We start from the raw sequence: 22,157 nt of genomic DNA, 5'->3' as shown, positions 1-22,157 counted from the left end.
CGTTGAAGACTACAACGTTGATAGGCAAGGTGTGGAAGCGCAGTAATGTGTGAAGCTAACTTGTACTAATTGGCTGATTGTCTTGACCATATAATCTGAGCTACTTCAGTTCATAGCTCCAGATACATGGATACAGGTAGGAAGGTGAGGAGCTTGGCTCTCACCTAAAAAAATGTGTTATCTCTTGTTTATCTTATTTTTTATTGAATGGTTATGTGAAGTGTTCTCCTTTAGATTATTAAATAATCTCTTCTCTGTATTCCATTTGCTCCTCATGCCGAATTTTAAGTTTAAATTGGATCAATGTCCTATAATAAAAACATTCTTCTCATAAGAGGATCTAGTAATGGAAGATCCCATAAAATGGTTTGCAATGGAGAAAGAAGGACTGTATTTCCTTCCAGGAAAATTTTATATCGATCCTTTTTATCCTGTTTCTACAGCCGTTATATCTCACGCACATGCAGATCATGCGGTATCGGGACATCAATTCGTAATAGCTCATCCAGATACTATCTCTTTAATGCAAATTCGCAATGAGGAATACTCTTTTAAATTTAAATCCTTAAATTACTTTGAAACAATTAACCACAACGATGTGATTCTTTATTTATTACCTGCTGGACATATTTTGGGAAGTGCACAAGTAGTTATTGAATATAAGGGAACGCGTATTATTTTTTCGGGTGATTACAAACGCACCCCTGATCCCACATGCGAACAATTTTTTGTAGAACCCTGTGATGTCTTTATTACCGAGGCAACTTTTGGACTTCCTATTTTCAAGCATCCAGCAATTCATATGGAACTAAAAAGATTATTGGATTCTTTAACATTATTTCCGACGCGATGCCATCTAGTAGGAGTTTATGCCTTAGGCAAATGTCAAAGAATAATTAAAGAATTACGTAATCTGGGATATCTAGAACCCATTTATATTCATAGTGCTTTAAAAAAAATTTGTGACTTTTACGAGGCAAGAGAATGTTCGTTGGGGATTATCCAAATGGCTAATACATTGGATAAGTACAGTGCGCAAGGCAAAATTATTTTATGTCCGCCCAGTAGCTTACATGATAGATGGAGTAGACGTTTTGGTGATGTGGTTGTTGCATTAGCTTCAGGATGGATGCAAATAAGAGCTCGGGCAAAACAAAAGAAAATTGAATTGCCTTTGGTGATTTCAGATCATGCTGATTGGAATGAGTTAATTAATACAATTCAAGAAATCAATCCAAGTGAAATTTGGATTACTCATGGACAAGAAGAGGCTTTATTGCATTATACAAAAGAACAAGGATATCAAGCGCGACCTTTGCATTTCTTAGAAAATCAAGATTCAGAGGATTAAGGAATGAAGAAATTTGCTCAATTACTAAACCAACTTTTTTTTACTTATGGGGGTTTGGATAAAAGAACTTTAATTGAACATTACTTTTCAGTTACTCCCGATCCTGAGCGAGGATATGCTTTGGCTATTATGACGAATAGTTTAAAGTTTTCCCGCTTTAAACGATCGTTAATAAAAAATTTAATCAGTGAAAACATCGATCCCACTTTGTTTTATTTATCCTACGATTACGTAGGGGATCTTTCAGAAACAGTTTCTTTAATATGGCCCGATACACAAAATCAAAGTGAATTACCCTTGCTTTCAGAAATCATTGTTAATTTTGAAAAACTCCCTGAAAATGATTTGTACCCCTATTTAGTAAGCTTGTTGAACTCAAGTGATTCTATTGAGCGATGGGCAATCTTAAAGATCATTACGGGAGATTTGCGGATTGGAGTATCTACTCGATTTCTGAAGAATACACTAGCTCACTATGGACAGCTACATGTGCAAGAAGTAGAAGATATATGGCATTCTCAAGTGCCTCCCTATTTAGAATTATTTTCTTGGTTAGAAAAAAAGAGTTCAAAACCTAGTACAAATACTCTTTATTTTCGCCCCGTAATGCTTTCCCATCCATTAAATGAAAGTGAGCGAATCGCGATAAATTTGAACGAATTTTCAATTGAAAAAAAATATGATGGCATTAGAGTTCAACTTGCAGTATCTGGAAAAGAAAAAGCTTTATATACGCGAACAGGAGAAAATATTAGTCATTCTTTTCCTGAGATTATCTCTAAAATAGAAGGCAATGTGGTATTAGATGGAGAATTAGTAATAAGACATGCTTCTAAAATAGGAAGCTTTAATGATTTACAGCAACGCTTAAACAGGAAGACATTATCCAAAAAACTGCTGGAAGAACAATCGGCTGCCTTAATCGTATATGATATTCTTTTTATTGATAATCTAGATTTGCGTGTACTCCCTTTCTTAAATCGTCGTGAATGGCTGGAACAATGGTTTTCGACTTCAGCACCGGAAAATTTTTTAATATCGCCACTTCTTTCATTAAAAAATACTCAAACTTTGCATCAATTAAGAGAAGAGATTTTGCAGGAAAACTCCGTACATGTTGAGGGATTAATGCTCAAGAAAAAGAGTAGTTTGTATCTTGCAGGAAGACCCAAAGGGTGTTGGTATAAATGGAAAAAAGACCCCTATATTATTGACGCAATATTAATGTATGCACAGAGAGGACATGGTAAACGTTCTTCTTATTATTCAGATTATACGTTTGGTTTGTGGAAACTAAATCAATTGCTACCCATTGGAAAAGCATATTTTGGTTTTACAGATGAGGAATTATATCAACTGGATAAATGGATACGTTCTCATACCCTAAATCGTTTTGGTCCTGTGCGAGAAGTGGAAAAAGAGTTAGTTTTAGAAATAGCTTTTGATGCAGTTCATTGGTCCAATCGACATAAATCGGGTGTTGCTTTACGTTTTCCTAGAATAAATCGTATTCGATGGGATAAGCCAGCTCATGAGGCCGATCAATTGGAAACTTTAAAAAAATTGATTAGAACATGAGAAATACTGCTTAAAAATAAAATCATTCCTAATTTTTTTTAGATTTTTCTGAATGCTCAGCACAGTGAGGACAGAGATAGATTAGTTGAATGATTTGTTCATTTTCAGGTTTTTTGATACGTAATACTTCTACTTCTTTCGAATTAATTTTGTCAAATAGAATACCACACGCGCCACATTTAACTTCTTCCGAACTATTTTGTTCCATATTAGGTTCCTAATAGATTGTTATTATTTCTTTTTATTTTTTAATTTAATCCCTCTTTTTTTATCAGGAAAAACATCTGCTAAATGAGGTTCCATGTTCCGAGACGATTCTGGCATTCGCGCGAGATAATTTGCGTGGTTCTTCTATCCCACATGAATGACAAATCATTTTTACCCCTTCTTCCAGATTTTTGTGATAAGCAAATACTCTTTCAGCCTTATTAGTTGGATCCAAACCTCTCATTAACCATTTATTGTGTGTCGCTATTCCCGTAGGACAAGTATCTGTATGACATCGTAAAGCTTGAATACACCCTAAGGAAAATAAAAACCCCCGGCCAATATTGACTATATCCGCACCAACACAAAACGCCCAGGCTACTTTATCTGGGGTGATTAATTTTTCAGAAGCAATTACTTTTATTCGGTCTCTTAAATCATACTCAATGAGATATCGATTAATTGAGGCAAGCTTTCCTCAAGGGATAATCCCATGTAGCCCATTAAATTAGCAGGAGCTGCTCCTGTACCTCCTTCCGCACCATCTAAGGTAATAAAATCAGGTGCATAGTCGAGACCTGCATTAATAATTTCTTGGCATAATTCTTCTAACCAGGTGTAATCTCCTAATACAACTTTGAAGCCTGTGGGTTTTCCTGTTATTTTTCTTACTTTATGAATAAATTTAAGCAGTTGCTTTGAATTAGAAATTTCGGGAAAACGATTAGGGCTAGCTGAATCTATATAAGCGGGGATTCCACGAATCTTGGCTATTTCGGGCGTGACTTTAACTGCAGGTAATAATCCACCTTTACCGGGTTTGGCCCCCTGACTTAATTTTATTTCAAACATTTTTACCTGAGGATAAGCACTGGCTCTTTTTAATTTTTCTGCGGATAAATGTCCTTTTTTATCACGAAACCCATATTTAGCCGTTCCAATTTGAGCAACTAAATCACATTCTCCTGCAAGGTGGTATTCCGTTAATCCACCTTCACCAGTATTTAGCCAACATCCTGCCATTTTTGCCCCTTTAGACAAAGCTATGATGGCATTTTTTGAAAGAGATCCAAAACTCATACCCGAAATATTAACAAAAGATTTTGTAGTATAGGGATTAGGACATTGTGGTCCAATGGTTATAGAACTTATTTTTACTTCCTTTTCTAAAAGGGGAAAAGGGGAATCTATAAAGTATATAGTTCCTAAAGGTTTTCGATTTCGTGAAGATCCAAATCCTTCCATAGGATATATTCCTTTGGATGCCTCATGAACCCAAGCCCGATCAAATCGATTAAACGGCAATTCTTCGCGTTCACGACTATAAAAAAATTGTCGCAAATAAATACCAAGCCATTCAGCAAAATATCGTAAATGACCAATTATGGGATAAGTACGAAGTATGGTATGTTTTTTCTGAAAAATATCCCAAAACAATAAGATTACGAGCGCGATGGACGGTATAATTAAGATAATTAACCCCCAATTCCCTCGCATAGTTCCTTCCTTAATATTTTATTCGAATTTCAGAAAAGCATAACAATAATCAATAGTGAGACAAAGAACATCTCAATTTATTTATTCCAATAAATCAGCTAAATCATTAGCATGCTCCTCTTCTTCTTTAAGAATATCTTCTAAAAGGCGTCTGGTAGTGGGATCGTTTGCACCAAACCAATTTATAAGCTCACGATACATCATAATGGCTATCCTTTCAGAAATAAGATTTTCTTTGATTAGCTCCACTAAATTATTCCCAGATTTATATTCAGTAGGAGAGCGCGCCAGTAGGGTTGATGGATTAAAATCTGGTTCACCCCCTAATTGGTTAATTCGTTCAGCAATTAACATCATATGTTTTTCTTCGTCAAGGGCATGTTCTTCAAACTCTGTTACCACCTGTGGCTTGTCAATACTTTTTGCAATAACTTGGTGAAATCGATATCGTAAAAAACAAACAACTTCACTAGCTAGGGCGTCATTTAATAATTTGCATGCTTCCTGAACATCGAGAGAATAATTTTAGTTAAGGCACCGTCTTTAAAGGAATCTCTTGCTTGCTGTTTTATTTTTTCAATGTTGGGGGATGAATTCAATTTCATTTTGATTCATAAAAAATTTCCTATTGATTTATTATAGGCACTAATTTAAAAATTTTGAGATAAAGAAAAACATTATGAATCCTTGATAGACTGTATTGGGATCAGTAAACAGTCTATCAACGATTCCTTAGAACATTATCAAAAAATCCATTTTTGAAGTGCTCCACTTATTCTATCTCCCAGCGGGAGGGATCCATTTATCGGGACTTTGGATCGTTCATGCTTACTTCTTCAATTATGTTGGTTCATCTCTTATAAAGAACCTCTATAAAATCTTCTTCATTTGAAAATAATTTTTTTGAACCTTCAGTTAAACTAATAGTTAAGTGGCCTCCACTGCCTAAAGTATCATGAGGTAATTTTTGGCTAATCGATAATTTATTACCATCTGGCAAATTATAAATATTCAATGCCTGGGGGGGGCGGTCGCCGAATAAGCTATATTTATTTTTAGTTAGCTTTTGGGCATGTGCGGGGTTTATCTGTTGAGTCAATGAATTTTCTATATCTATCAAATAACAGTCTTCCGAATTACATACAGCGATGCATTGATTTGAAGAGAGTACGTGTAGTTCTTTCACGTTGGGGTATTCTTTGCATGGTTTGTTTGTTAATAGTATTCTATTTTTCTCTTTTCCTGTTGCTCCATCTAAAACCAGGATATAAGGAGGTGCATGCTGGTTTGCTTGGTCAAGCAAAGCAACCAAATCGCCATTGGGTAAAGCATGAAGATGTCCCAGTTTTCCATTTTTTTTGTATTCCTTAATCAAAAGAACTTCTTTGCTCTGATTCTCTTCGCAATTAAAAAATACAAGTCCTGAACTTGATAAAGAAGCTGTCGTCTCCAGTACAATTGAAAAAACCATACGGTGACCTGGTAATAAAATAAAGGAAGAGACATAGCCGTCTCTATGTGCATAATATGTTAGAGGTATAGTTTTATGGGTAAAAAAGGTCTCAATGACATTCTTAAATGAGTGAGAAACACCCCTAGCCGTTTTTTTTTCATTTTTGTTGAAAAAACTAAATAAATGAACCAAGAGTTCAGCAGGGATTAGATCCATCATACCATCTTGTTGCTCAGTCGAAGTAGACTCTTTTTTTTCTAACATTTTTAAATCTCCATTATTATCCGAATTTAAACCATTCAATCTGATAAGATAGATTCCTAAAAGCCAATTACGAACAGATTAAACGAGCTAATGCAGCCATTTTAGCGGGCTGCTGCGACCAAAAATAACATATTAGAAGTTTTAAATCTTAATGTTTTCTATGTTTATTTTATAAGAATAAAAACAATTGCAAGATGGGTTAGTTAGGATAAACCGATTAACTATATTTTTAAGAAAAACACATTTTACTAAGGTAAAAGTTTGGAGGGTCTTAAATAACGAAATTGGATTTATCTATTAATGAGTGAATAAAAATCCAAAAAATCAGCTTGTTGTTTTTTATTCATCTTTTGAATGGAAAGACGCTTTTTCCAAATTTGTTTTACGACTAATTGAACTCTGCTACGGGTTGCTTTCAAGGCAATCATCCACAAAAAGGCAACGTACGCACATCCTCGAGTTTTACAATCAATATCTAAAAGAGAAAGGGCATCTTTAAAAAGCCGAAGTTCATCTTTTTTAAGAAAATATGCAGTTCTACTATTGGTTTTTTTTAAATTTCTTTTCAGTAAGTAATCCGAAATTAAAAAATGAAATTGAGCAGAATCTTGCCTATGTTTACCATAATGTATATTAACGGATTTAAAGTATATTTCTAAGCGACTATCCTGTGATTGTTCTTCTATCTTTTCTAATACTGCAAAGACATCGTTCTTTAAAGTGACTACTTCTATTTCTTGAGGCCGGATTAAATACTCTAATTGTTCATCAAGAAGCATATATTGAATTACCGGTTTATTCATTTTTCCTTTGGTTAGCCATCTTATGGCGGCACGAAGAGTCATAAGTAAACTGGAATAATCTCTTTCTATTTATATAGGATAAATTTTAATTTAATTCCATTTAGTTAAATTACGTCCCAACTCGTCCTCATATAAAGGCTCATTTAGAGGAAGCTGAAAAAATTCAAAAAAGTTTAAATTAGAATTTGAGCTATTTATCTGCGAGAGGGATTTAGACAGACAATCCCTCTTCTTTTTATAAATCCGTTCCTTAACCAAATAAACCCATAAGTTAAATGTTCTCCGATTTATGCTCTAAAATGTTATCGAATTTTTATCTAAAAGTTTTATAGTGTGCTTCCCTTTTGAGCTAAACTAAATGAATTAAGGATAAAAGATAAATAACGGAGATAAGTATGGAAGATACAAACAGCCAAATAACCTCTGTAGTACCTCAAACGTTCGATGTACCTAAAACACTTTTTTTAATTTTGCATTTACCCCCTCCAAGAATGGAATGACATTCACTCTCCCTATGAGTTTATGGAAAAACAAATGAAAGTTTTTATGGAAAACGCGAATAATTTTTTAGAGTACATGAGGCTCGTATATTTATTCTGGTTTAATCTTCCTCAACAAATTTTTATGAAAACAGAAGAGTTATCCGAATCTGAAAAAACTAAAAAAAAATCAATAAAAACCTCTGCTACCTAGAGTAATGAGTTATGGACGACAAGGATTGTACAACGATCTCAGCCCTCAACACCTCTATTAAATTTGTTTAAAAAATGCTTGGCGCAGTCTTGATTGTAATTAGAACAAACAAAACTGCTATTGCCAATAGAATTTGAAATGTGATTATAATGGTTAAACGGATAATTTTTATTACATGGAAGGTGCCAAATGAGGAATTTATTTCAATGGATAGTTGAATTTCTTGATGCGATTGTTGGTGTTGAGGAAGATAAGCCAAACAAACGTTATCTGAATGTTTGCGAAACTCAAGAAAAGTATGAAGCCGGATTAATTCGAATAGGCGAATACAACAAAAGAGCTGCACCTAAGGAGAAGGTTTAAAAGGCAACCGAGTATCCTTGTTTGTTACCGAGGCGATTATTAATTTAGAGGAAAACCTGGTTGCTTGCAACCAGGGGTTAGTAGAAGTAGGCAGTCAGACTTTGAGGGAACTAAATTGAGTATATTTATCGGCTAATTCATTCAATGCCTTACCACTTACTCGATATACGGTCCATTCATCCATTGGTTTTGCGCCGATTCGTTCATAAAATTTAATCGCGGGTTCATTCCAATCTAATACCCACCATTCAAAACGCCCGCAATTTCTATTCTTAGCTAACTTAGCTAAGTAAGCTAGCATAATTTGTCCTACTCCATGGCCTCGTGCTTCGGGTTTAACATATAAATCTTCTAAATAAAGACCAGGCTTTCCTAAAAACGTTGAATAATTATGAAAGAACAAAGCAAAACTAACTGGTTTTTCATCAAGATAGCCAATGATAACCTCGGCATAAGATTTAGAACCAAATAAAGTTTCTAACAATTGTTCCTCAGTAGCGACTACCTCGTGAAGCAGTTGTTCATACTCCGCTAATTCTTTAATAAATTGCAAAATTAAAGGTATGTCAGATGGTGTTGCAAATGTAATTTTTACATCTTGGTTCATTCTTTCTACTCAGTACTTAAAGGTACAGCATTCTAACTCAGTTTTTATTTATGTTGCAGACGTTATGTTAAAATAACCTTTACGTTACTCTATGAAAACACGAAAAAATTTTGTTATTTTGCTTGCACAGTGGGAGATTTATCCAAGGATAAAAAACCGGTGGAAGCAACCGGCCTACGAAGTGACTTAATTGTTTTAAGCTTGTTTCATTTTTGTCTGATTATGAAGATAAAAAACTCTTTCTTTAAGAGCCTTGATTTGGCTTAAACGAGAACGCTTTCTTAAATAAGCAGAGAGCCTTTGAATAGGAATCAGGGTTTTCTCTCCAATTCCATCAATTAAGACAAAATGTTCTTCCCCACGGAATGTATCATAAGCGAAAACGAGATTTCGAGGTTGTAAATCATGAACAGATATATCACATGAAATCAATGATTCACAGAATGCATCCAACTTCTTTTGCATTTCCTCGGTAAATAATCCGTCGCGCAAAATAGTTCTTAAATTTTTAGCACAAGTACCGTCAATACTTTTTTCTGCTTTAACAATAAGCCCAAAACCATAGTTCGTGTCAGTAAAGCCCACAACTGTTTGCAGAAAAGGAGGAAAAAGAAAATTTTGCTTGAAACGTAAATAAATATTTTCCAAGAGTTCTCTAGCATAAGACTTCGAAAAACGAAATTGATAAAAAAGAGGAATACACTGGCTTAACTTGGTTTTATAACCATTTCTTTGATGAAGCTCTGGGTTTGTGACCTTTATTAGTAAATTGAGATCATGAGGATGTCGATAAACCAAGCAACGACGTCCTTTTGCTAAAAATTCTTGATCTGTAAGGTGAATTAAGGTCTTTGGTTTCATTGTATTTAAGTCCTGTAAATAAACTGCTGAACCAATTTTTATGCGTCCATGGCATAAGATTTTGAAATGTTAATTTCAAGATATTCTTTTAACAATCAGGGTTTTCCCTTAAAAATTAAAGGGATAATTTACTGATGTACATAATAGCTTAGTTTTTGTTTTTTATTCAATGAGTAGGCTGATCTAAAGTCGTTCTTTTATGCAAGCTCGCAACCAGGTACTTTAATGGGCCTATAAATTTGGAATAAAACATGGGGAGTTATCCCCTGAAATTTCAACGATCAATCAAAGTGTTGGCAGCGTACTTGATTTTTACCTGCTTTTTTAGCTTCATATAAAGTTTTATCCGCTACTGAGATCACATCATCCACATCATTAGCAAAAAACGGAGATATGCTGACTATTCCTATACTTATTGTTGTCTCGTTTCTTTTTGCTTGTTTTTTAAATTTCTTTTGTAAATTGTTACAAAGTAAAATGGCATCATCGAGCGATGTATCCGTTAAAATCGCTGCAAATTCATCCCCTCCAATACGAAAAGCACTGTGTTTATCTCTTTGTGCTGAATTTTTGATCGCTGTTGCTAACTGTTTCAAAAATAAGTCACCTGAAGGATGACCATAATTGTCATTAATTAATTTAAAGTCATCTACATCGATTAATACTAAATTAATGGAGTGACGGTTTTTCTTTGCCTTTTTAAATTCTTCATTAAGCCGTTCATCAAAGTAACGACGGTTATAAAGACCAGTTAATGCATCTGTAATTGAAACACGCTGGACTTCTCGCATTGCTTCATCTTTCTTTTTATTGAGTTGTATGGTTTCTTGCAATAATTTCGAAGGAAATTGAGCCGTAATAATTAGCATAATGGCAAAGAGAGTAAACATAGTCGCTAAAATAATACGATCCATATCCCCCAACCAATAATTATAAGCAATTAATGGTAAAAACATAGGTAATAAATATGCATAATAGGCAGGTAGATATACCGAAAGAGATGCTAGAGCACCTGATGCCATCCCTCCCAAAACTAAGGTAATAACAATTTGATGCATATCGACGAAGTAAGGATAAAATAAGATATAGCATGAACCCCACAAAGAACCTGTTAAAAAAGTTAACACTAAAAACCAATTTTTAGTCGCTTTTTTTTTGGCAATATAATCGCGATTGATAATATTTTTTTTGCTATTAACCCAACGCCAAGAATTTAATAAGACCATAGTTAAAAACCACAGAGCTACAGGCATTATTGGAGCATCTCGATATAATAAATAACCTGCTATTAACGAGGATAAAAAAACATTGAATGGAATCGTTTTTAGAGAGCTTTCGAGTAGCAATAAAAAGCATTCATTTTGTAATCGAAAAGTCGGCTTTATCCCCATTTTATTCTCCGTAATTCAATTATAAAGCTCAAAAATTCAAATTAAGAAGCTAAAACATTCGATGTCGAATTTAATGTTATGGCCTTTAACAAAGGATGTACTATTAATTTTAGCATATTCAAGTATGATTAAAAAATGAACAGGCCTTGGTAGGGTAAGTTACCATCGCTAACAGATAAATTTTAAAATGCATGAAACTTATCTTTGCAAAAATATAAGATGATTTTAATTGAGAAACACCTTCATTTAATCTTAGTTACTAAGATTGGTAGTTAGATGTATTTATATGCTACAAACTTCCTTTCGATCCAAAAAGAACAGGAGGGCTGTAATTGGGATGTTATTCAGGTACTATTGAAAATGTGGATGATTTATATAGGAAGAATTAATGATTAATCATGTGGTTGTATTAAAATTTAAATTAAATTTGGCAGAGTCGGATATTAATTCTGCTCTAAATCAGTTAGGAAATTTGCAGGAGATAATTCCCTCTATTAAAGACTTTTCATTTGGAACAAATTGTAGCCCAGAGCAATTAAATAAAGGATTTACCCATGCATTCGTTATGACCTTTGACGATTTACAAGGACGAGATCTTTATTTAGAGCATCCAGAGCATAAAAGGATGGCTACGGAGGTATTAGTCCCGATGTTGGAAAATGGTCTTGAGTCCGTGGTAGTGATTGATTATGAAAGCAAATAAAAGGTCAGCACTGTATTCTGGTTATTATCTACACTTCAATTCCAGTACTCTCTAAAACTATTAATCTACGCTCCATTCAGCAACTGGGGTTTCTGAATATTGATTTTTAACGTACTGTTCAATAAGACTTTTAAAATTATTATTGTGCTTCGCCAGATATTGTTCTTGCCATATGCTTCCATTTTGATTTCTCTCAAGCCTGGTTTTAATTATATCTAAATAGAAACGTGCCTCCAGGTGGTTAATTCCCAACTCTTCAAGTCCTTTGAGAGCGAGAGGCAACAAGTCTTTTAATAGAGTACTGGCCTTGATTTTACCATGACTCCAATTCAATCTCGCCTCTAACCCGAAACGAGCTGCTTCATAAAAATTTTTTAAACTGGACTCTTGGGGAATTAAAGAGCTGAGGGAGGGTAGGTGATTCGCATAATGAAAAGTTATGCCATAAAAAAATGCGGCATTGGCTACCATATCTATTATAGTTGGGCCAGAAGATAGGACACGGTGCTCTATTCTTAGATAAGGTTCATGCTGTTGATTAAAATCTAAAATAGGCCTGTTCCAGCGGAAAATACAACTATTTTGACATCTCGCATGAAACATATTATTGATAGGGTCCTTATACGAAGCGAGAGGTAAGAGATAAGGAAAATTTTTAAAATTATTTTTAAAAATGGGAAAAAGGTTTTCTTTGAAATAGTTGGGTTCAAAAAAAACGGTTTTTTTCAATGGGAGTGGAAATGTATAAAGTTGTTCAAAAATGCCAATTCGTGTTTCGCTCCATAAACGCTTCCCAGCAAAATAAGGTGAATTACTACTAAGGGCCAATAAAGGAGCGGACAATATTTGAATAATGTTAAAATAATGAGTTGATTGACGATTAGGCACTTCTAAATGAAGCTGCAACGAACATATTAAACCTTCTATAGCTAAAGATTCTGGAAATAAACGGAGATTTTCTTTTTCTCCTTCGAGATGAATGGATAAAGATTCACCGTTTCGATATTTAGCTACAAACTCATCCATTAGAATAAAAATATTTTGGGGTGTAATATATAAAGGACTAAAAAAAGCAGGGTCTACTTGGGGTATTGAACCTATGAGTGCTAAATGATGTTGAGAATTAAATGCTGTTTCACAACATTTATTCCATATATTTAAAATACTTTGGTGTAGTTTAGATAAGAAATTATCTTTCAAAGGAAGAACTGGCACATTAATTTCTAATTGAGATGTTCCTGCCTCTTGAACCAATTCTTGAATTCTAATTTTTTTAGTAAAAAAAAGATTATCAGGTGTTAATTGATAGTGTTTATCTAAAATAAGAAATTCAATTTCAGCCCCTGCTTTCATGGCTTCATATTTAAAATAGTCTTTCGCGAACCATTCTTCTAAAAGAAGGGTTTCAGCAATTAAATTTTTTTCAAATAACTCACAATCAACTTTATAATCTTCCATTTTTTTTATATGCATAGCTTAGTCCTTAAGTTCGACTAAAGTTTTTGTAATGAAATACTTAAGTTCGATTCAATCATAAAGCAATGGTTTGCTGGAATAATTTGCCATTTAAATTTATCAGCGGTTTTAGCTCCATGAATGGATAATTTTTCGGAAGCAATAATTACATGTTTGTAGATGGTTTTTTGGCTGGAGTTTGATAAAAAATCATCCCCTAGAGAGAAATACATGGTTTCAGGTGTAATTCGTGATGAAGTACAATAACGGAATGCCACGATACGTTTTCCATCGGTAAGGCAAATATTAAAATAGCACACCGCTTGTTTATGATGATTTTTAACTAATTCATTTATTATATTTAATGTTTTCTGTAAATTTATATATATATCATAAGAGCTAGATAATTTTTTATTTTTTGCTAATTGTAAAAATAAGGCAAAAATTAATTCTGAATCTGTGCTCCCTTTAATCCAATTATAAATATCATCATCCAATAAATTATGGATTTGTCGTTTTATTTTTTTGAAGTAAGGAATCCATCCATTATGCATAAACAGCCAGTTTTTATATATAAATGGATGACAATTAAAGTGAGAAATACCACCGGTACTTGCTGCACGTATATGAGCAAAAAAAAGCGGAGCTCTGGTTTTTTTTGCTAAATAAGAAAAATTTAGATCGTTCCATGCGGGGAAAAGAGAGGTAAATAAAGCGGGCGTCTTATCAAAATGAGTGTACCATCCCAAGCCAAACCCATCCCCATTGGTCAGGGTACGAGATTCACGCGCTAAAAGGCTTTGTTTTATAAGAGAATTGTTAGGTTTTACTAACAGATCAGCAAATAAAATATCCTCTTTTCCTATATAAGCTACGAATCGACACATAATTATTATCCTTATCAAGGCATTATAAAACGATCCATATCATTGTAATTCTAGGAAAGGAGGCATAAGATGTCCAAAATAATATTCAAAATAGTCATTTTTAATTCATTTTGAAGATTCTAGGGTAGTAAAATGTCTTCAGGTTCGGAAATAATGTTCAAGCGTTTTATTGCGATTGGTGCCTCCTCCGCAATGGTTGCCACAATTTTAGGTGCTTTTGCTGCTCATCATCTAAAGACTCAATTTAGTGAATATCAAATGCATCTGTTTCAAACAGGGGTTTTTTATCAATTTATACATAGTTTGGCTTTATTATTCATTGGAGTTATTCTTTGGCACCTCAATAATCAATTTATTCGAGTTTCTGGATGGTTGTTTTTTATAGGAATTTTGCTTTTTCCAGGAAGCTTGTATTTAATGAGTTTGATGCAAGTAAAAGCGCTGGGATTGATTACGCCAATAGGCGGCACCTGCTTTATCTGTGGCTGGATTTTGCTAGCTATGGGGATGTATACAAAAAATACTTAAATAATTAATATCGCCTAATTTGAAATTATCAGAATGATTATTCTCTTATGCACGTTTAACAAGTTAGAATTATATACGAACACATCGAGCGATTTATTTTATGAAAGCAAACTATCCACTAAAAGTTATTCTAGCTAGCGCATCTCCTAGACGCTTCCATATACTCCAAGAGCATGGGTTGAATGCTGTAGTCATGCCCGCCGATATTGAAGAAATTGTGCAAAAAGGTGAAGACGCGAGAGCTTATGTCACTCGTTTGGCTGAAGAAAAAGCGCACACCATTTTGTTACAAACTGCAGTAGAGAGTGCACATCTCATTTTGGCAGCAGACACTACAGTGGCTTATCAGAATCATATTTTAGAAAAACCCCGGGATGCCGAAGACGCCTATAGAATGTTACGTATGCTTAGTGGTAATTCCCATGAGGTCTATACTGGTTATGCTCTTATTTTTTTACCCGAACAAAAATGGTGCATTAACTATGCGACAACCCACATTACATTCCACAACCTAACAGACGAACAAATTCAAGATTATATTGATTCAGGAGATCCTTTTGATAAAGCTGGAGGGTATGGTATTCAAACAGTACGTGATACCTTTGTTAAGGAAATAAAAGGATCCTATTACAATGTCATGGGTTTGCCTATTGAGGAAATTTTAGAAAAGATTTCTTAGAGTATTTTGGAGTGCTGTTTACTTAACTAGGTCAAAAGCATTTATATCATAAAAGCAGAAAATGTTATCTCATGACATGGCTTTCCGAAGGTTCATCTCTGAACAAGTATTAGCATGGCTAGTAATTTTCATAATGGATACTAGCTAGATATGTGTACAGTATTAGGTCAATTCGAGTAAGGATCTAATTTTTACTTAATTATTTCTTGTTATAATGGCTCATTCATTTTTTTAATCTGGAAAATCAACATGATTGAGTCATTGAAAAAAGCTCTTTTGAACAACAATAAGGAAGTTTTTAAGCAGAAAATCAGCAAGGAACAGCTCAATGAAGTTGATGACCAAGGTAATACGCTACTTCATCTAGCCGTGAAGGAAGGTTCTTTATATTTTGTAAAACATTTACTGGCCCTCGGAGCGGATATCTCATTGCTAAATGATGAAGGGAATAGCGTGTTACACCTTGCAGTAGAAAAGGGCTATTTTAATATAGTCAATGAACTGCTGGGAATTTCACCAGCAGCAAAAGATAGAAAAAAGAAAGCAAAATGGACGGATAAGGATCGTAGCATTAAATTGGAGACACTGAAAAATTCTCAGAATCAGGCATTTATTCTTCTGAATGTACCGAATAATAAGGGAGAAATACCGCTCATTATTGCAGCTAGTTTAAAAGATGATCTTATTTATAAAAAAATTCTACTGCTTGATCCTGCTCCTGGATATGCAAAAAAACATATCGATGAAGCTTTGAGATTACGGCAAAAACAGATTGGAAGTTTGCGAAGTAAAAGTTTTTGGGCTGCATTGTTGGAAACATTTTGTCCTTCTGCATCTATAGCAGAATTAACCGAGTCGTTTGCATATACCGGATTATTAGCTGGGGCAAGTGCAGCAGTGGCTTTGGGCTTGAATATTGCCTTTGCTGTTATCTCCATTTTGGGGTTTAGCCTCATCCTTTATGCTAATTATAAAAAGAATCAATCTGAAAAAAATGCCATTCGCGAACTTGAAGAGTTACAAGCGGAACTGGCTTTTCTGCAGGGAATTAGAAAAAGAGTTGCGCAACTCCTCTCACAACGGGTATTAACGGCTGATGATAAGAAAGAACTGGCCTTGATGAAGGTGGAATTAACCAAAACCATTCAAAAAACAACCCTAGTGAAAGGCTCAGAAATAAATGCGGCGGATTATGTAACGCGAAATGATAAAATCCTCGTTGGCTTAAGTTCGGTTGGGAGCTTCCTATGTACGTATTCCGGAACACTGGGTATTATGGGGCTTGGTTTGGCAATTGGTGCTGAAATTCTCGGTGTCAGCTTGTCGGCTCTTATCGTTTCTACCGGCCCAGTGGGCATCGGTATTGCTTTAGGTGTTGGATTAATACTTGCCGCAGCTCTTGCTTTTTATCACTATGAATCCAGAAAACAAGGCTATATGGTTTTTGGAGAGCAACGAGCATCCATTCATAAGTTGGAGTACAGTGTTTATAAAGAACAACAAGACCTCATTCATGGTGCGGATAACGTGCTCAAAAATATTGATGGTTTACTGACACCCCACAAAAATCTTAAAGAACCAAAGGGTGGAACATCAGAGCAAAAAAAGAAAGCGCCTGAAGCCCTTCCCAATAGATATGATCATGGGCATAAACCAGGGGAGATTTGTTCTAAGGAAACAGAACAACTTGGTACTAATGGATTCATGGGGCGAGCTCAAAGTGTACCTGATATGACGGTAATTAAAACTAAAACCCCCACATTTTAGGTAAAGAATTAATCATTAAATAGCTCATTAGGTGTGCATAGTTAGTTTTTAATAATTTTTGTAAATTTCATCTGGTCGATTTTAGAACAACCGTCAAAATCATCTCCTATAATTAATGATGAACCTAGCCATTAATTATTGAGGTAATAAATGCTTGACCGCGATGATAATAATTTGCCGAAAACTGATTCAAATGGGGTTACTGTTACCAGACAAGTAAAGAAATTAACTCAAGATCCTAGGTATAGAAGCGTTGATTTTTTTGATCAATGTGCAATAGAACCAAATTTCAAGGTAGAACAAGAGCAGATCACAATCCAAGCATCAAAGACCCCACCTCCGATGCTCAAAGTAGAGGATTTAAATATCCCCGAATTCTTATTAGATGAATTGACTTCTGATGAAATAGTAAACATTGCGAATCAAATAATAAGTTTTGCTTACGATCCCCTGAAAGTTGCCCATCACCTTAAAGATTTGGATGGTGTTTTGGGAAAATCAATGCAAGATAATCAAATTCTGCCCCCAGAACACAATTCGCTTCCTTCTCATTTGATTGCTGGAAGGGGTAATTATATCCCAGGTAGTCCGCCACCTGACTATCAACCTTTGAAAAAGGGGAGGATTCTGGATACATTATTATTAAAACGTGAAGAGTTGCGTGATGTAAATAAAAATGGTTTTATTGTTAAGTTTATTGGTTTTGTCAGTAGCATGATAGCGGATCGTATCGTTTCAAGTGGTCAACTTTTTAATGAAAATAAACAAGTTAATCGTGTCCTTTTACATGGTTCTTATACACATCGACTTTTACTTGAAGCATTTGCTCAGGCGGTAGAAAAGGGTGATATCGATTTAAATATTAAATCAGGAAAGAAGCTCAATTTTGTTCAACTATTACATATCTTAGTTTCGGTAAAATCAAAAAATGGGTTCAGTCTCTGGGAAATGGGACTAGACTCCGTTGAGGATTCTGAGCGTTCATCTAATGCTCCATTAGATTCAAAGCAATATAGTTTTAGCTGCCGATCCCCTTTTGTTTTAAACTCTCTATTATTATGTTTTGGTAAGGAGTTGGGATTACCTAATCTTCAAACCTATTTGTTGGACAGTCATTACAAATCGGCATATGAAATGGTCTTACGTTCTAAAGAAAAGATGGCAAAGGCAGAGAGATTGTCTCACTATTCAAAAATTGATATTTCCAATGAACGAATATATGAGCGTTGTATGGAATATTTCTCTACAATGGCAGAAAGTTATGGCGATGTAGGGGGAAATTCCCCTTTTACTCTTGATGAATTAACAATGCTCTCCGACGATCGCTATATATCATCAATGTGGGGACCTAGTGTACGAATAAAAGTATCCTCACCCCAAAAACCCGGGATTTATACAGATTGGATGGAATTTTTTCAGAGCAAAAGCAAAGAAAAGGAACCTATTTCAAACCAAAATAAAAAACACCAACGAACTGATTCGGATGAGGATGAAGAACAACGATTTAATAAAAAGAAACAATGAATAGGGAATAGGATTAGGTTTGGTAAACTTGGGTGCCCATCTATGTCCGATAATTTAAGCCCTCAGTTTAGTGCTCTTTAGACGTAATTGTTTTTTGAGTTTAGGACAATGAAATGCTCCAAATTATAGGAAGAATCTATCTGATTAAAATATAGGGAGAAATATAATGCATACACGGATTGATTATACTAAATTTGCTCCTGACGCAGTGAATGCGATTTTAGGTCTTGAACAGTATGTTGTTCATAGTGGAATAGAACGATCTCTTCTTGAATTGGTTAGGCTACGTGTGTCACAAATTAATGGCTGTGTCTATTGTGTTGATATGCACAGTGCGGATGCTAAAAGAGATGGGGAGTCTGAGCGTCGTCTCCATTCATTGGTTGTATGGAGAGAGTCTCCTTTTTTTACTCCTCGGGAACGAGCAGCTTTAGCTTGGAGTGAATCAGTTACTTTATTATCAGAATCCCACGTTCCTGACGAACTCTATAATGAAGTTTTAAGTTGTTTCAATGAAAAGGAGCTCATTGATCTGACTATGGCTATTATTACCATTAATAGCTGGAACCGCATGGCTGTGAGCTTTCGAAAATTACCAACCTGAAATTTTGCGAAAGGTTTCAACCGTCTTGAACCGTTGTTATTACATCCGGAGGGGGATCAGGGTTCTAGATACCGTGCTTTATGCGCGGTACGTGGGAGTTAAATTTTTAGGGCCGGCCAAGTCCAATTCGAAGCTAACCCAAATATAAAGGAGTAAGCAATTTATAGGTTTCTATTTTTGAAATAATGAAATAAAAAAATCACAAAAAAATAAATGAACAGTGGTTTAATAAATACATTAAATATCAAAATCATTTGTAAAAACAAATTGCTTGAATGCCATAACTTCTGACATAGCTTTAAGAAACCTAGAGATTGGTAGGGCTTTATATACAAAAGCATTGCCACGTACTGAATGATAATAAAACCGAGTAGGGTACAAAGAATTGCAATGGGATGCCTAATCGTATAGAAGAAATGAAACCATGAATTTTTTTTCATTGATTTCCCTAGGGTTAACTGCACACATTGAGTTATAAGATAGCACTTCTTAAGACTAGAAACCTGTCAAGAATCAAAAACTTGTACGCAATTTCGTCCTTCTTTTTTTGCTTTATATAGAGCCTGGTCAGCGTTTTTGATGGATTCTTCAATTGTAATACCTGTCTTAAGATGCGATATACCAAATGAAGCTGTTAAATGAATAGTTTTAAGGTTATCTATATTAATTTTTAGTGAAGAAATTCCTATCCGAATACGTTCCGTGATCTCAAGAGCGAGATCAGTATTAGTATTTTGATAACACAGTAAAAATTGATCGCCGCCAACTCTAAAAATTTTGTCGTAAGGGCGCATATTCTCCATAATAAATCGACATACGGAAGCTAATACGCTGTCACCCGCTGCATGTCCGTATTTATTATTAATTTCTTTAAAATGATCTAAATCAATCATTACTAAGCTGCATAATTGTATTTGTCGATTAACTAATTCCTGTTGTTCTCGTAAGATGGGTAACATATTATTCCGGTTGATCGAGCCCGTTAATGGATCACGATTATAAAGTAATTCACTTAATTCTCGTTGCATTGCCAAAATTTCGAGATGTAATTTTTCCATGGTATTTGAAAAAATATCATAATCATGAGGGGATACAGCATTGCCTTTACTTATTGCGACTAACAGGGTAGCGGCTGCTCTATGCATTTGCAGATGCTCTTCTCCCAGTGCGATAAATCCTGGATGTTGATTTAATCTCTTGGACGCAGTTTCATAATACCATTGGCCGAATTGACATTCTTTATGAGCACTCGTACTCATGTCGTGTAAATCAGGCGGTAATCTACATATAAGGGAACGTATGATTAGATTATACCATTGGTGATGATTGTAGAGTGCTTGTTCAAATTGGAATATAAAATCTTGTAATTCCTCACGACTAAAAGAATCAAAGTACATGTATCTGTCCTTAATAGTTAGTTTATTTCAATCCTAAAAATATTTGATTCGATACTTAAACAAACTCATCACGGAACTGGTTCAAAAATATCTATTAAAATGAGAAATTATAAATTTCATAACTTCAAATAATTACATCAATAAGTATAGGAAAAAACATTTGATTCTGCTTCATAGTCCTCTTGGAATTAAAAATTTGTAAAGAAAACCAACATCGCTTTTGGTAGTTCATAGAATATTATTTTCAAGATTTGACGATCTAATAAACACCGTGATCAATACGGTATCCAAATTATTAAATTCATAACAAACTAGGAAGATGCTTATAAAATAATTAAGACGTACCAATGAATGGATTGATGAAATTATTTTCTAAAAACGAGCAGGGTAAGGCCCTAGTCATGTTCGTTTTTTTGGCCGGGGTATTAGGTATAGTTATCTTATTTTTTGAACTTATATATTGGTATGATATTCGAGAGAAATTCGACCGTATCTTATTTGCAATTTCAATATATATTTTTCTATTAGCCTTTTTTGTAGGGAAGCCAGTTGAACATTTAGGATCATTGTGTACTATTTTATTCGGATTAGTCTTCATGTGTTTTTCTATTTTTTTTCAAGTCTTTTATTTCAGGACCACTTCAATTGCACATATGCTATTTCTATTTATCTGTCTTGGAGGTATGTGGGGTCTTGGACGTATGTTATCTGTTATTGTTAATTTTTCTAATTCCGTGGAGGTGGGCTCTTAGTAAGTCAAACCTTGCTAGAAAGGGAATTCGATATCAGTGGGATTCTGTACACAAGTTGCTCATTATTGTATAATAATCCTAATAAATTATTATCGATGTACTAGGTAATGCATAAAATTGATCACTATATACACACGGAAACAGCAAATGTAGACAATATTCTAGATACCACTCTGGCAAATATCTATTTAAAAGATAAAAAAGGGCGTTATCTAGACTGCAATCAGAACATGTTATTTGTAAATAAGATGCAAGATATGAAGGGAATGAGGGATTCGGACTTATTGTGGAAAGAACAAGCTCCTATACTCGCAAAAAATGATGCAGAGATAATACAACAGAATAAAGCAAAAACATTTATTGAGACAGTCCAAGTGGATGGTTCTATTCAGCATTATCTGAGTCGTAAAGCACCATTGTATACGCGACAAGGAACGATCATGGGGGTTGTGGGAATATCTTTTTTGATAGATGATGATGCTTCATTGTTTAAAGCCATACACGAGACACTACCCTTGGCTATGCCCAGCCCTGTTGAGTTCAATGTTCTTCCTTCTCAGCGGTCAGATCAAAATTCGTACCCTCAACTCACAACGAAACAAATTAAATGCTTATATTATTTGGTTAAAGGAATGACAATAAAACAAATTGGTCAACAATTAAACCTATCACCAAGAACAGTTGAAGATCACCTTAATGCAGCTAAAAATAAACTCAACTGTCATAGCCGCAGGGAGTTAATTACAACCGCATTACAATTGCCAATTATTAGAAACCAATTGTAACAAGATCA

General features: G+C 34.5%; 20 protein-coding genes, 1 rRNA gene and 2 pseudogenes. 12 read left to right on the top strand and 11 right to left on the bottom strand.

All coding sequences use genetic code 11. The annotated features are described in order from the left end of the window. From ACWTE2_RS32300 to ACWTE2_RS32290, 3 genes are all read left to right on the top strand, one after another. Positions 1 to 90 (top strand): 23S ribosomal RNA (locus ACWTE2_RS32300); the annotation flags it as partial. A 256-nt stretch (positions 91 to 346) separates the two neighbouring features. Next, a complete protein-coding gene (locus ACWTE2_RS32295; protein WP_454785985.1) occupies positions 347 to 1,351 on the top strand; it encodes a ligase-associated DNA damage response exonuclease in 1,005 nt (334 codons plus the stop codon). A 3-nt stretch (positions 1,352 to 1,354) separates the two neighbouring features. After that, positions 1,355 to 2,929, top strand: coding sequence for a cisplatin damage response ATP-dependent DNA ligase (locus tag ACWTE2_RS32290; protein WP_454785984.1), 1,575 nt, complete (start codon positions 1,355 to 1,357; stop codon positions 2,927 to 2,929). 28 nt (positions 2,930 to 2,957) lie between these two features. Here the strand turns inward: ACWTE2_RS32290 and ACWTE2_RS32285 are convergent, their stop codons facing one another. From ACWTE2_RS32285 to ACWTE2_RS32265, 5 genes and pseudogenes are all read right to left on the bottom strand, one after another. Then, positions 2,958 to 3,137 carry a hypothetical protein gene (locus tag ACWTE2_RS32285; protein WP_454785983.1) on the bottom strand — a complete coding sequence of 60 codons (180 nt, stop codon included), beginning with the start codon at positions 3,135 to 3,137 and terminating at the stop codon, positions 2,958 to 2,960. Positions 3,138 to 3,200: 63 nt separating this feature from the next. Next, positions 3,201 to 4,216: pseudogene (locus tag ACWTE2_RS32280) on the bottom strand (glutamate synthase-related protein). 498 nt (positions 4,217 to 4,714) lie between these two features. Beyond that, positions 4,715 to 5,068 (bottom strand): annotated as a pseudogene (locus ACWTE2_RS32275) (ferritin-like domain-containing protein); the annotation flags it as partial. Between the two features lie 415 nt (positions 5,069 to 5,483). Further along, positions 5,484 to 6,350, bottom strand: a complete 867-nt coding sequence (locus tag ACWTE2_RS32270) for a hypothetical protein (RefSeq protein WP_454785982.1) — start codon at positions 6,348 to 6,350, stop codon at positions 5,484 to 5,486. A 290-nt stretch (positions 6,351 to 6,640) separates the two neighbouring features. Then, positions 6,641 to 7,153, bottom strand: coding sequence for a hypothetical protein (locus ACWTE2_RS32265; RefSeq protein ID WP_454785981.1), 513 nt, complete (start codon positions 7,151 to 7,153; stop codon positions 6,641 to 6,643). 534 nt (positions 7,154 to 7,687) lie between these two features. On the opposite strand from ACWTE2_RS32265, the gene ACWTE2_RS32260 reads away from it, so the two are divergent. Together ACWTE2_RS32260 and ACWTE2_RS32255 are read left to right on the top strand one after the other, a co-directional pair. Further along, positions 7,688 to 7,846 carry a hypothetical protein gene (locus ACWTE2_RS32260; RefSeq protein WP_454785980.1) on the top strand — a complete coding sequence of 53 codons (159 nt, stop codon included), beginning with the start codon at positions 7,688 to 7,690 and terminating at the stop codon, positions 7,844 to 7,846. 189 nt (positions 7,847 to 8,035) lie between these two features. Next, the gene (locus ACWTE2_RS32255; protein WP_454785979.1) at positions 8,036 to 8,209 is read left to right on the top strand and encodes a hypothetical protein; all 174 of its coding nucleotides are present in this window, start codon (positions 8,036 to 8,038) and stop codon (positions 8,207 to 8,209) included. A gap of 94 nt (positions 8,210 to 8,303) precedes the next feature. Here the strand turns inward: ACWTE2_RS32255 and ACWTE2_RS32250 are convergent, their stop codons facing one another. The 3 genes from ACWTE2_RS32250 to ACWTE2_RS32240 form a co-directional block, all read right to left on the bottom strand. Then, the gene (locus ACWTE2_RS32250) at positions 8,304 to 8,816 is read right to left on the bottom strand and encodes a GNAT family N-acetyltransferase (protein WP_454785978.1); all 513 of its coding nucleotides are present in this window, start codon (positions 8,814 to 8,816) and stop codon (positions 8,304 to 8,306) included. A gap of 195 nt (positions 8,817 to 9,011) precedes the next feature. Next, entirely contained in the window at positions 9,012 to 9,677 is a 666-nt protein-coding gene (locus ACWTE2_RS32245; RefSeq protein ID WP_454785977.1) for a YrbL family protein, read from the bottom strand. Positions 9,678 to 9,958: 281 nt separating this feature from the next. Then, a complete protein-coding gene (locus ACWTE2_RS32240) occupies positions 9,959 to 11,068 on the bottom strand; it encodes a GGDEF domain-containing protein (RefSeq protein ID WP_454785976.1) in 1,110 nt (369 codons plus the stop codon). Between the two features lie 388 nt (positions 11,069 to 11,456). On the opposite strand from ACWTE2_RS32240, the gene ACWTE2_RS32235 reads away from it, so the two are divergent. Next, positions 11,457 to 11,771, top strand: coding sequence for a Dabb family protein (locus tag ACWTE2_RS32235; protein ID WP_454785975.1), 315 nt, complete (start codon positions 11,457 to 11,459; stop codon positions 11,769 to 11,771). 60 nt (positions 11,772 to 11,831) lie between these two features. On the opposite strand, the gene ACWTE2_RS32230 is transcribed toward ACWTE2_RS32235, so the two are convergent. Continuing rightward, positions 11,832 to 13,244: a glutamate-cysteine ligase family protein gene (locus ACWTE2_RS32230; protein WP_454785974.1), complete on the bottom strand. Its 1,413-nt coding sequence runs from the start codon at positions 13,242 to 13,244 to the stop codon at positions 11,832 to 11,834. A gap of 20 nt (positions 13,245 to 13,264) precedes the next feature. Continuing rightward, a complete protein-coding gene (locus ACWTE2_RS32225; RefSeq protein WP_454785973.1) occupies positions 13,265 to 14,113 on the bottom strand; it encodes a class II glutamine amidotransferase in 849 nt (282 codons plus the stop codon). Between the two features lie 132 nt (positions 14,114 to 14,245). On the opposite strand from ACWTE2_RS32225, the gene ACWTE2_RS32220 reads away from it, so the two are divergent. The 5 genes from ACWTE2_RS32220 to ACWTE2_RS32200 all read left to right on the top strand — a co-directional run bounded on the left by ACWTE2_RS32220 (position 14,246) and on the right by ACWTE2_RS32200 (position 19,215). Further along, complete coding sequence (locus ACWTE2_RS32220) at positions 14,246 to 14,641, top strand: DUF423 domain-containing protein (RefSeq protein ID WP_454785972.1); 396 nt, start codon at positions 14,246 to 14,248, stop codon at positions 14,639 to 14,641. A gap of 100 nt (positions 14,642 to 14,741) precedes the next feature. Then, positions 14,742 to 15,320, top strand: coding sequence for a Maf family protein (locus ACWTE2_RS32215; protein WP_454785971.1), 579 nt, complete (start codon positions 14,742 to 14,744; stop codon positions 15,318 to 15,320). A 249-nt stretch (positions 15,321 to 15,569) separates the two neighbouring features. After that, positions 15,570 to 17,087 (top strand): ankyrin repeat domain-containing protein, encoded by a 1,518-nt coding sequence (locus ACWTE2_RS32210; protein WP_454785970.1) that lies wholly within the window; start codon positions 15,570 to 15,572, stop codon positions 17,085 to 17,087. A gap of 150 nt (positions 17,088 to 17,237) precedes the next feature. Further along, positions 17,238 to 18,611 (top strand): hypothetical protein, encoded by a 1,374-nt coding sequence (locus ACWTE2_RS32205; protein WP_454785969.1) that lies wholly within the window; start codon positions 17,238 to 17,240, stop codon positions 18,609 to 18,611. 166 nt (positions 18,612 to 18,777) lie between these two features. After that, positions 18,778 to 19,215 (top strand): carboxymuconolactone decarboxylase family protein, encoded by a 438-nt coding sequence (locus ACWTE2_RS32200; RefSeq protein ID WP_454785968.1) that lies wholly within the window; start codon positions 18,778 to 18,780, stop codon positions 19,213 to 19,215. A gap of 506 nt (positions 19,216 to 19,721) precedes the next feature. Here the strand turns inward: ACWTE2_RS32200 and ACWTE2_RS32195 are convergent. Then, positions 19,722 to 20,612, bottom strand: coding sequence for a diguanylate cyclase (locus tag ACWTE2_RS32195; protein ID WP_454785967.1), 891 nt, complete (start codon positions 20,610 to 20,612; stop codon positions 19,722 to 19,724). An 859-nt stretch (positions 20,613 to 21,471) separates the two neighbouring features. On the opposite strand from ACWTE2_RS32195, the gene ACWTE2_RS32190 reads away from it, so the two are divergent. After that, entirely contained in the window at positions 21,472 to 22,149 is a 678-nt protein-coding gene (locus ACWTE2_RS32190) for a helix-turn-helix transcriptional regulator (protein ID WP_454785966.1), read from the top strand. The last annotated feature ends 8 nt before the right edge of the window (positions 22,150 to 22,157 follow it).

The organism is Legionella nigrisilvae (genome assembly GCF_977063395.2).
This window is presented reverse-complemented; position numbering and strand designations above follow the sequence as displayed.

Excerpts from the sequence above, each read along its gene's own strand:
- ACWTE2_RS32295 (WP_454785985.1), top strand. The coding sequence starts at position 347 with ATGGAAGATCCCATAAAATGGTTTGCAATGGAGAAAGAAGGACTGTAT.
- ACWTE2_RS32290 (WP_454785984.1), top strand. The coding sequence starts at position 1,355 with ATGAAGAAATTTGCTCAATTACTAAACCAACTTTTTTTTACTTATGGG.
- ACWTE2_RS32285 (WP_454785983.1), bottom strand. The coding sequence starts at position 3,137 with ATGGAACAAAATAGTTCGGAAGAAGTTAAATGTGGCGCGTGTGGTATT.
- ACWTE2_RS32270 (WP_454785982.1), bottom strand. The coding sequence starts at position 6,350 with ATGTTAGAAAAAAAAGAGTCTACTTCGACTGAGCAACAAGATGGTATG.
- ACWTE2_RS32265 (WP_454785981.1), bottom strand. The coding sequence starts at position 7,153 with ATGAATAAACCGGTAATTCAATATATGCTTCTTGATGAACAATTAGAG.
- ACWTE2_RS32260 (WP_454785980.1), top strand. The coding sequence starts at position 7,688 with ATGAAAGTTTTTATGGAAAACGCGAATAATTTTTTAGAGTACATGAGG.
- ACWTE2_RS32255 (WP_454785979.1), top strand. The coding sequence starts at position 8,036 with ATGAGGAATTTATTTCAATGGATAGTTGAATTTCTTGATGCGATTGTT.
- ACWTE2_RS32250 (WP_454785978.1), bottom strand. The coding sequence starts at position 8,816 with ATGAACCAAGATGTAAAAATTACATTTGCAACACCATCTGACATACCT.
- ACWTE2_RS32245 (WP_454785977.1), bottom strand. The coding sequence starts at position 9,677 with ATGAAACCAAAGACCTTAATTCACCTTACAGATCAAGAATTTTTAGCA.
- ACWTE2_RS32240 (WP_454785976.1), bottom strand. The coding sequence starts at position 11,068 with ATGGGGATAAAGCCGACTTTTCGATTACAAAATGAATGCTTTTTATTG.
- ACWTE2_RS32235 (WP_454785975.1), top strand. The coding sequence starts at position 11,457 with ATGATTAATCATGTGGTTGTATTAAAATTTAAATTAAATTTGGCAGAG.
- ACWTE2_RS32230 (WP_454785974.1), bottom strand. The coding sequence starts at position 13,244 with ATGCATATAAAAAAAATGGAAGATTATAAAGTTGATTGTGAGTTATTT.
- ACWTE2_RS32225 (WP_454785973.1), bottom strand. The coding sequence starts at position 14,113 with ATGTGTCGATTCGTAGCTTATATAGGAAAAGAGGATATTTTATTTGCT.
- ACWTE2_RS32220 (WP_454785972.1), top strand. The coding sequence starts at position 14,246 with ATGTCTTCAGGTTCGGAAATAATGTTCAAGCGTTTTATTGCGATTGGT.
- ACWTE2_RS32215 (WP_454785971.1), top strand. The coding sequence starts at position 14,742 with ATGAAAGCAAACTATCCACTAAAAGTTATTCTAGCTAGCGCATCTCCT.
- ACWTE2_RS32210 (WP_454785970.1), top strand. The coding sequence starts at position 15,570 with ATGATTGAGTCATTGAAAAAAGCTCTTTTGAACAACAATAAGGAAGTT.
- ACWTE2_RS32205 (WP_454785969.1), top strand. The coding sequence starts at position 17,238 with ATGCTTGACCGCGATGATAATAATTTGCCGAAAACTGATTCAAATGGG.
- ACWTE2_RS32200 (WP_454785968.1), top strand. The coding sequence starts at position 18,778 with ATGCATACACGGATTGATTATACTAAATTTGCTCCTGACGCAGTGAAT.
- ACWTE2_RS32195 (WP_454785967.1), bottom strand. The coding sequence starts at position 20,612 with ATGTACTTTGATTCTTTTAGTCGTGAGGAATTACAAGATTTTATATTC.
- ACWTE2_RS32190 (WP_454785966.1), top strand. The coding sequence starts at position 21,472 with ATGCATAAAATTGATCACTATATACACACGGAAACAGCAAATGTAGAC.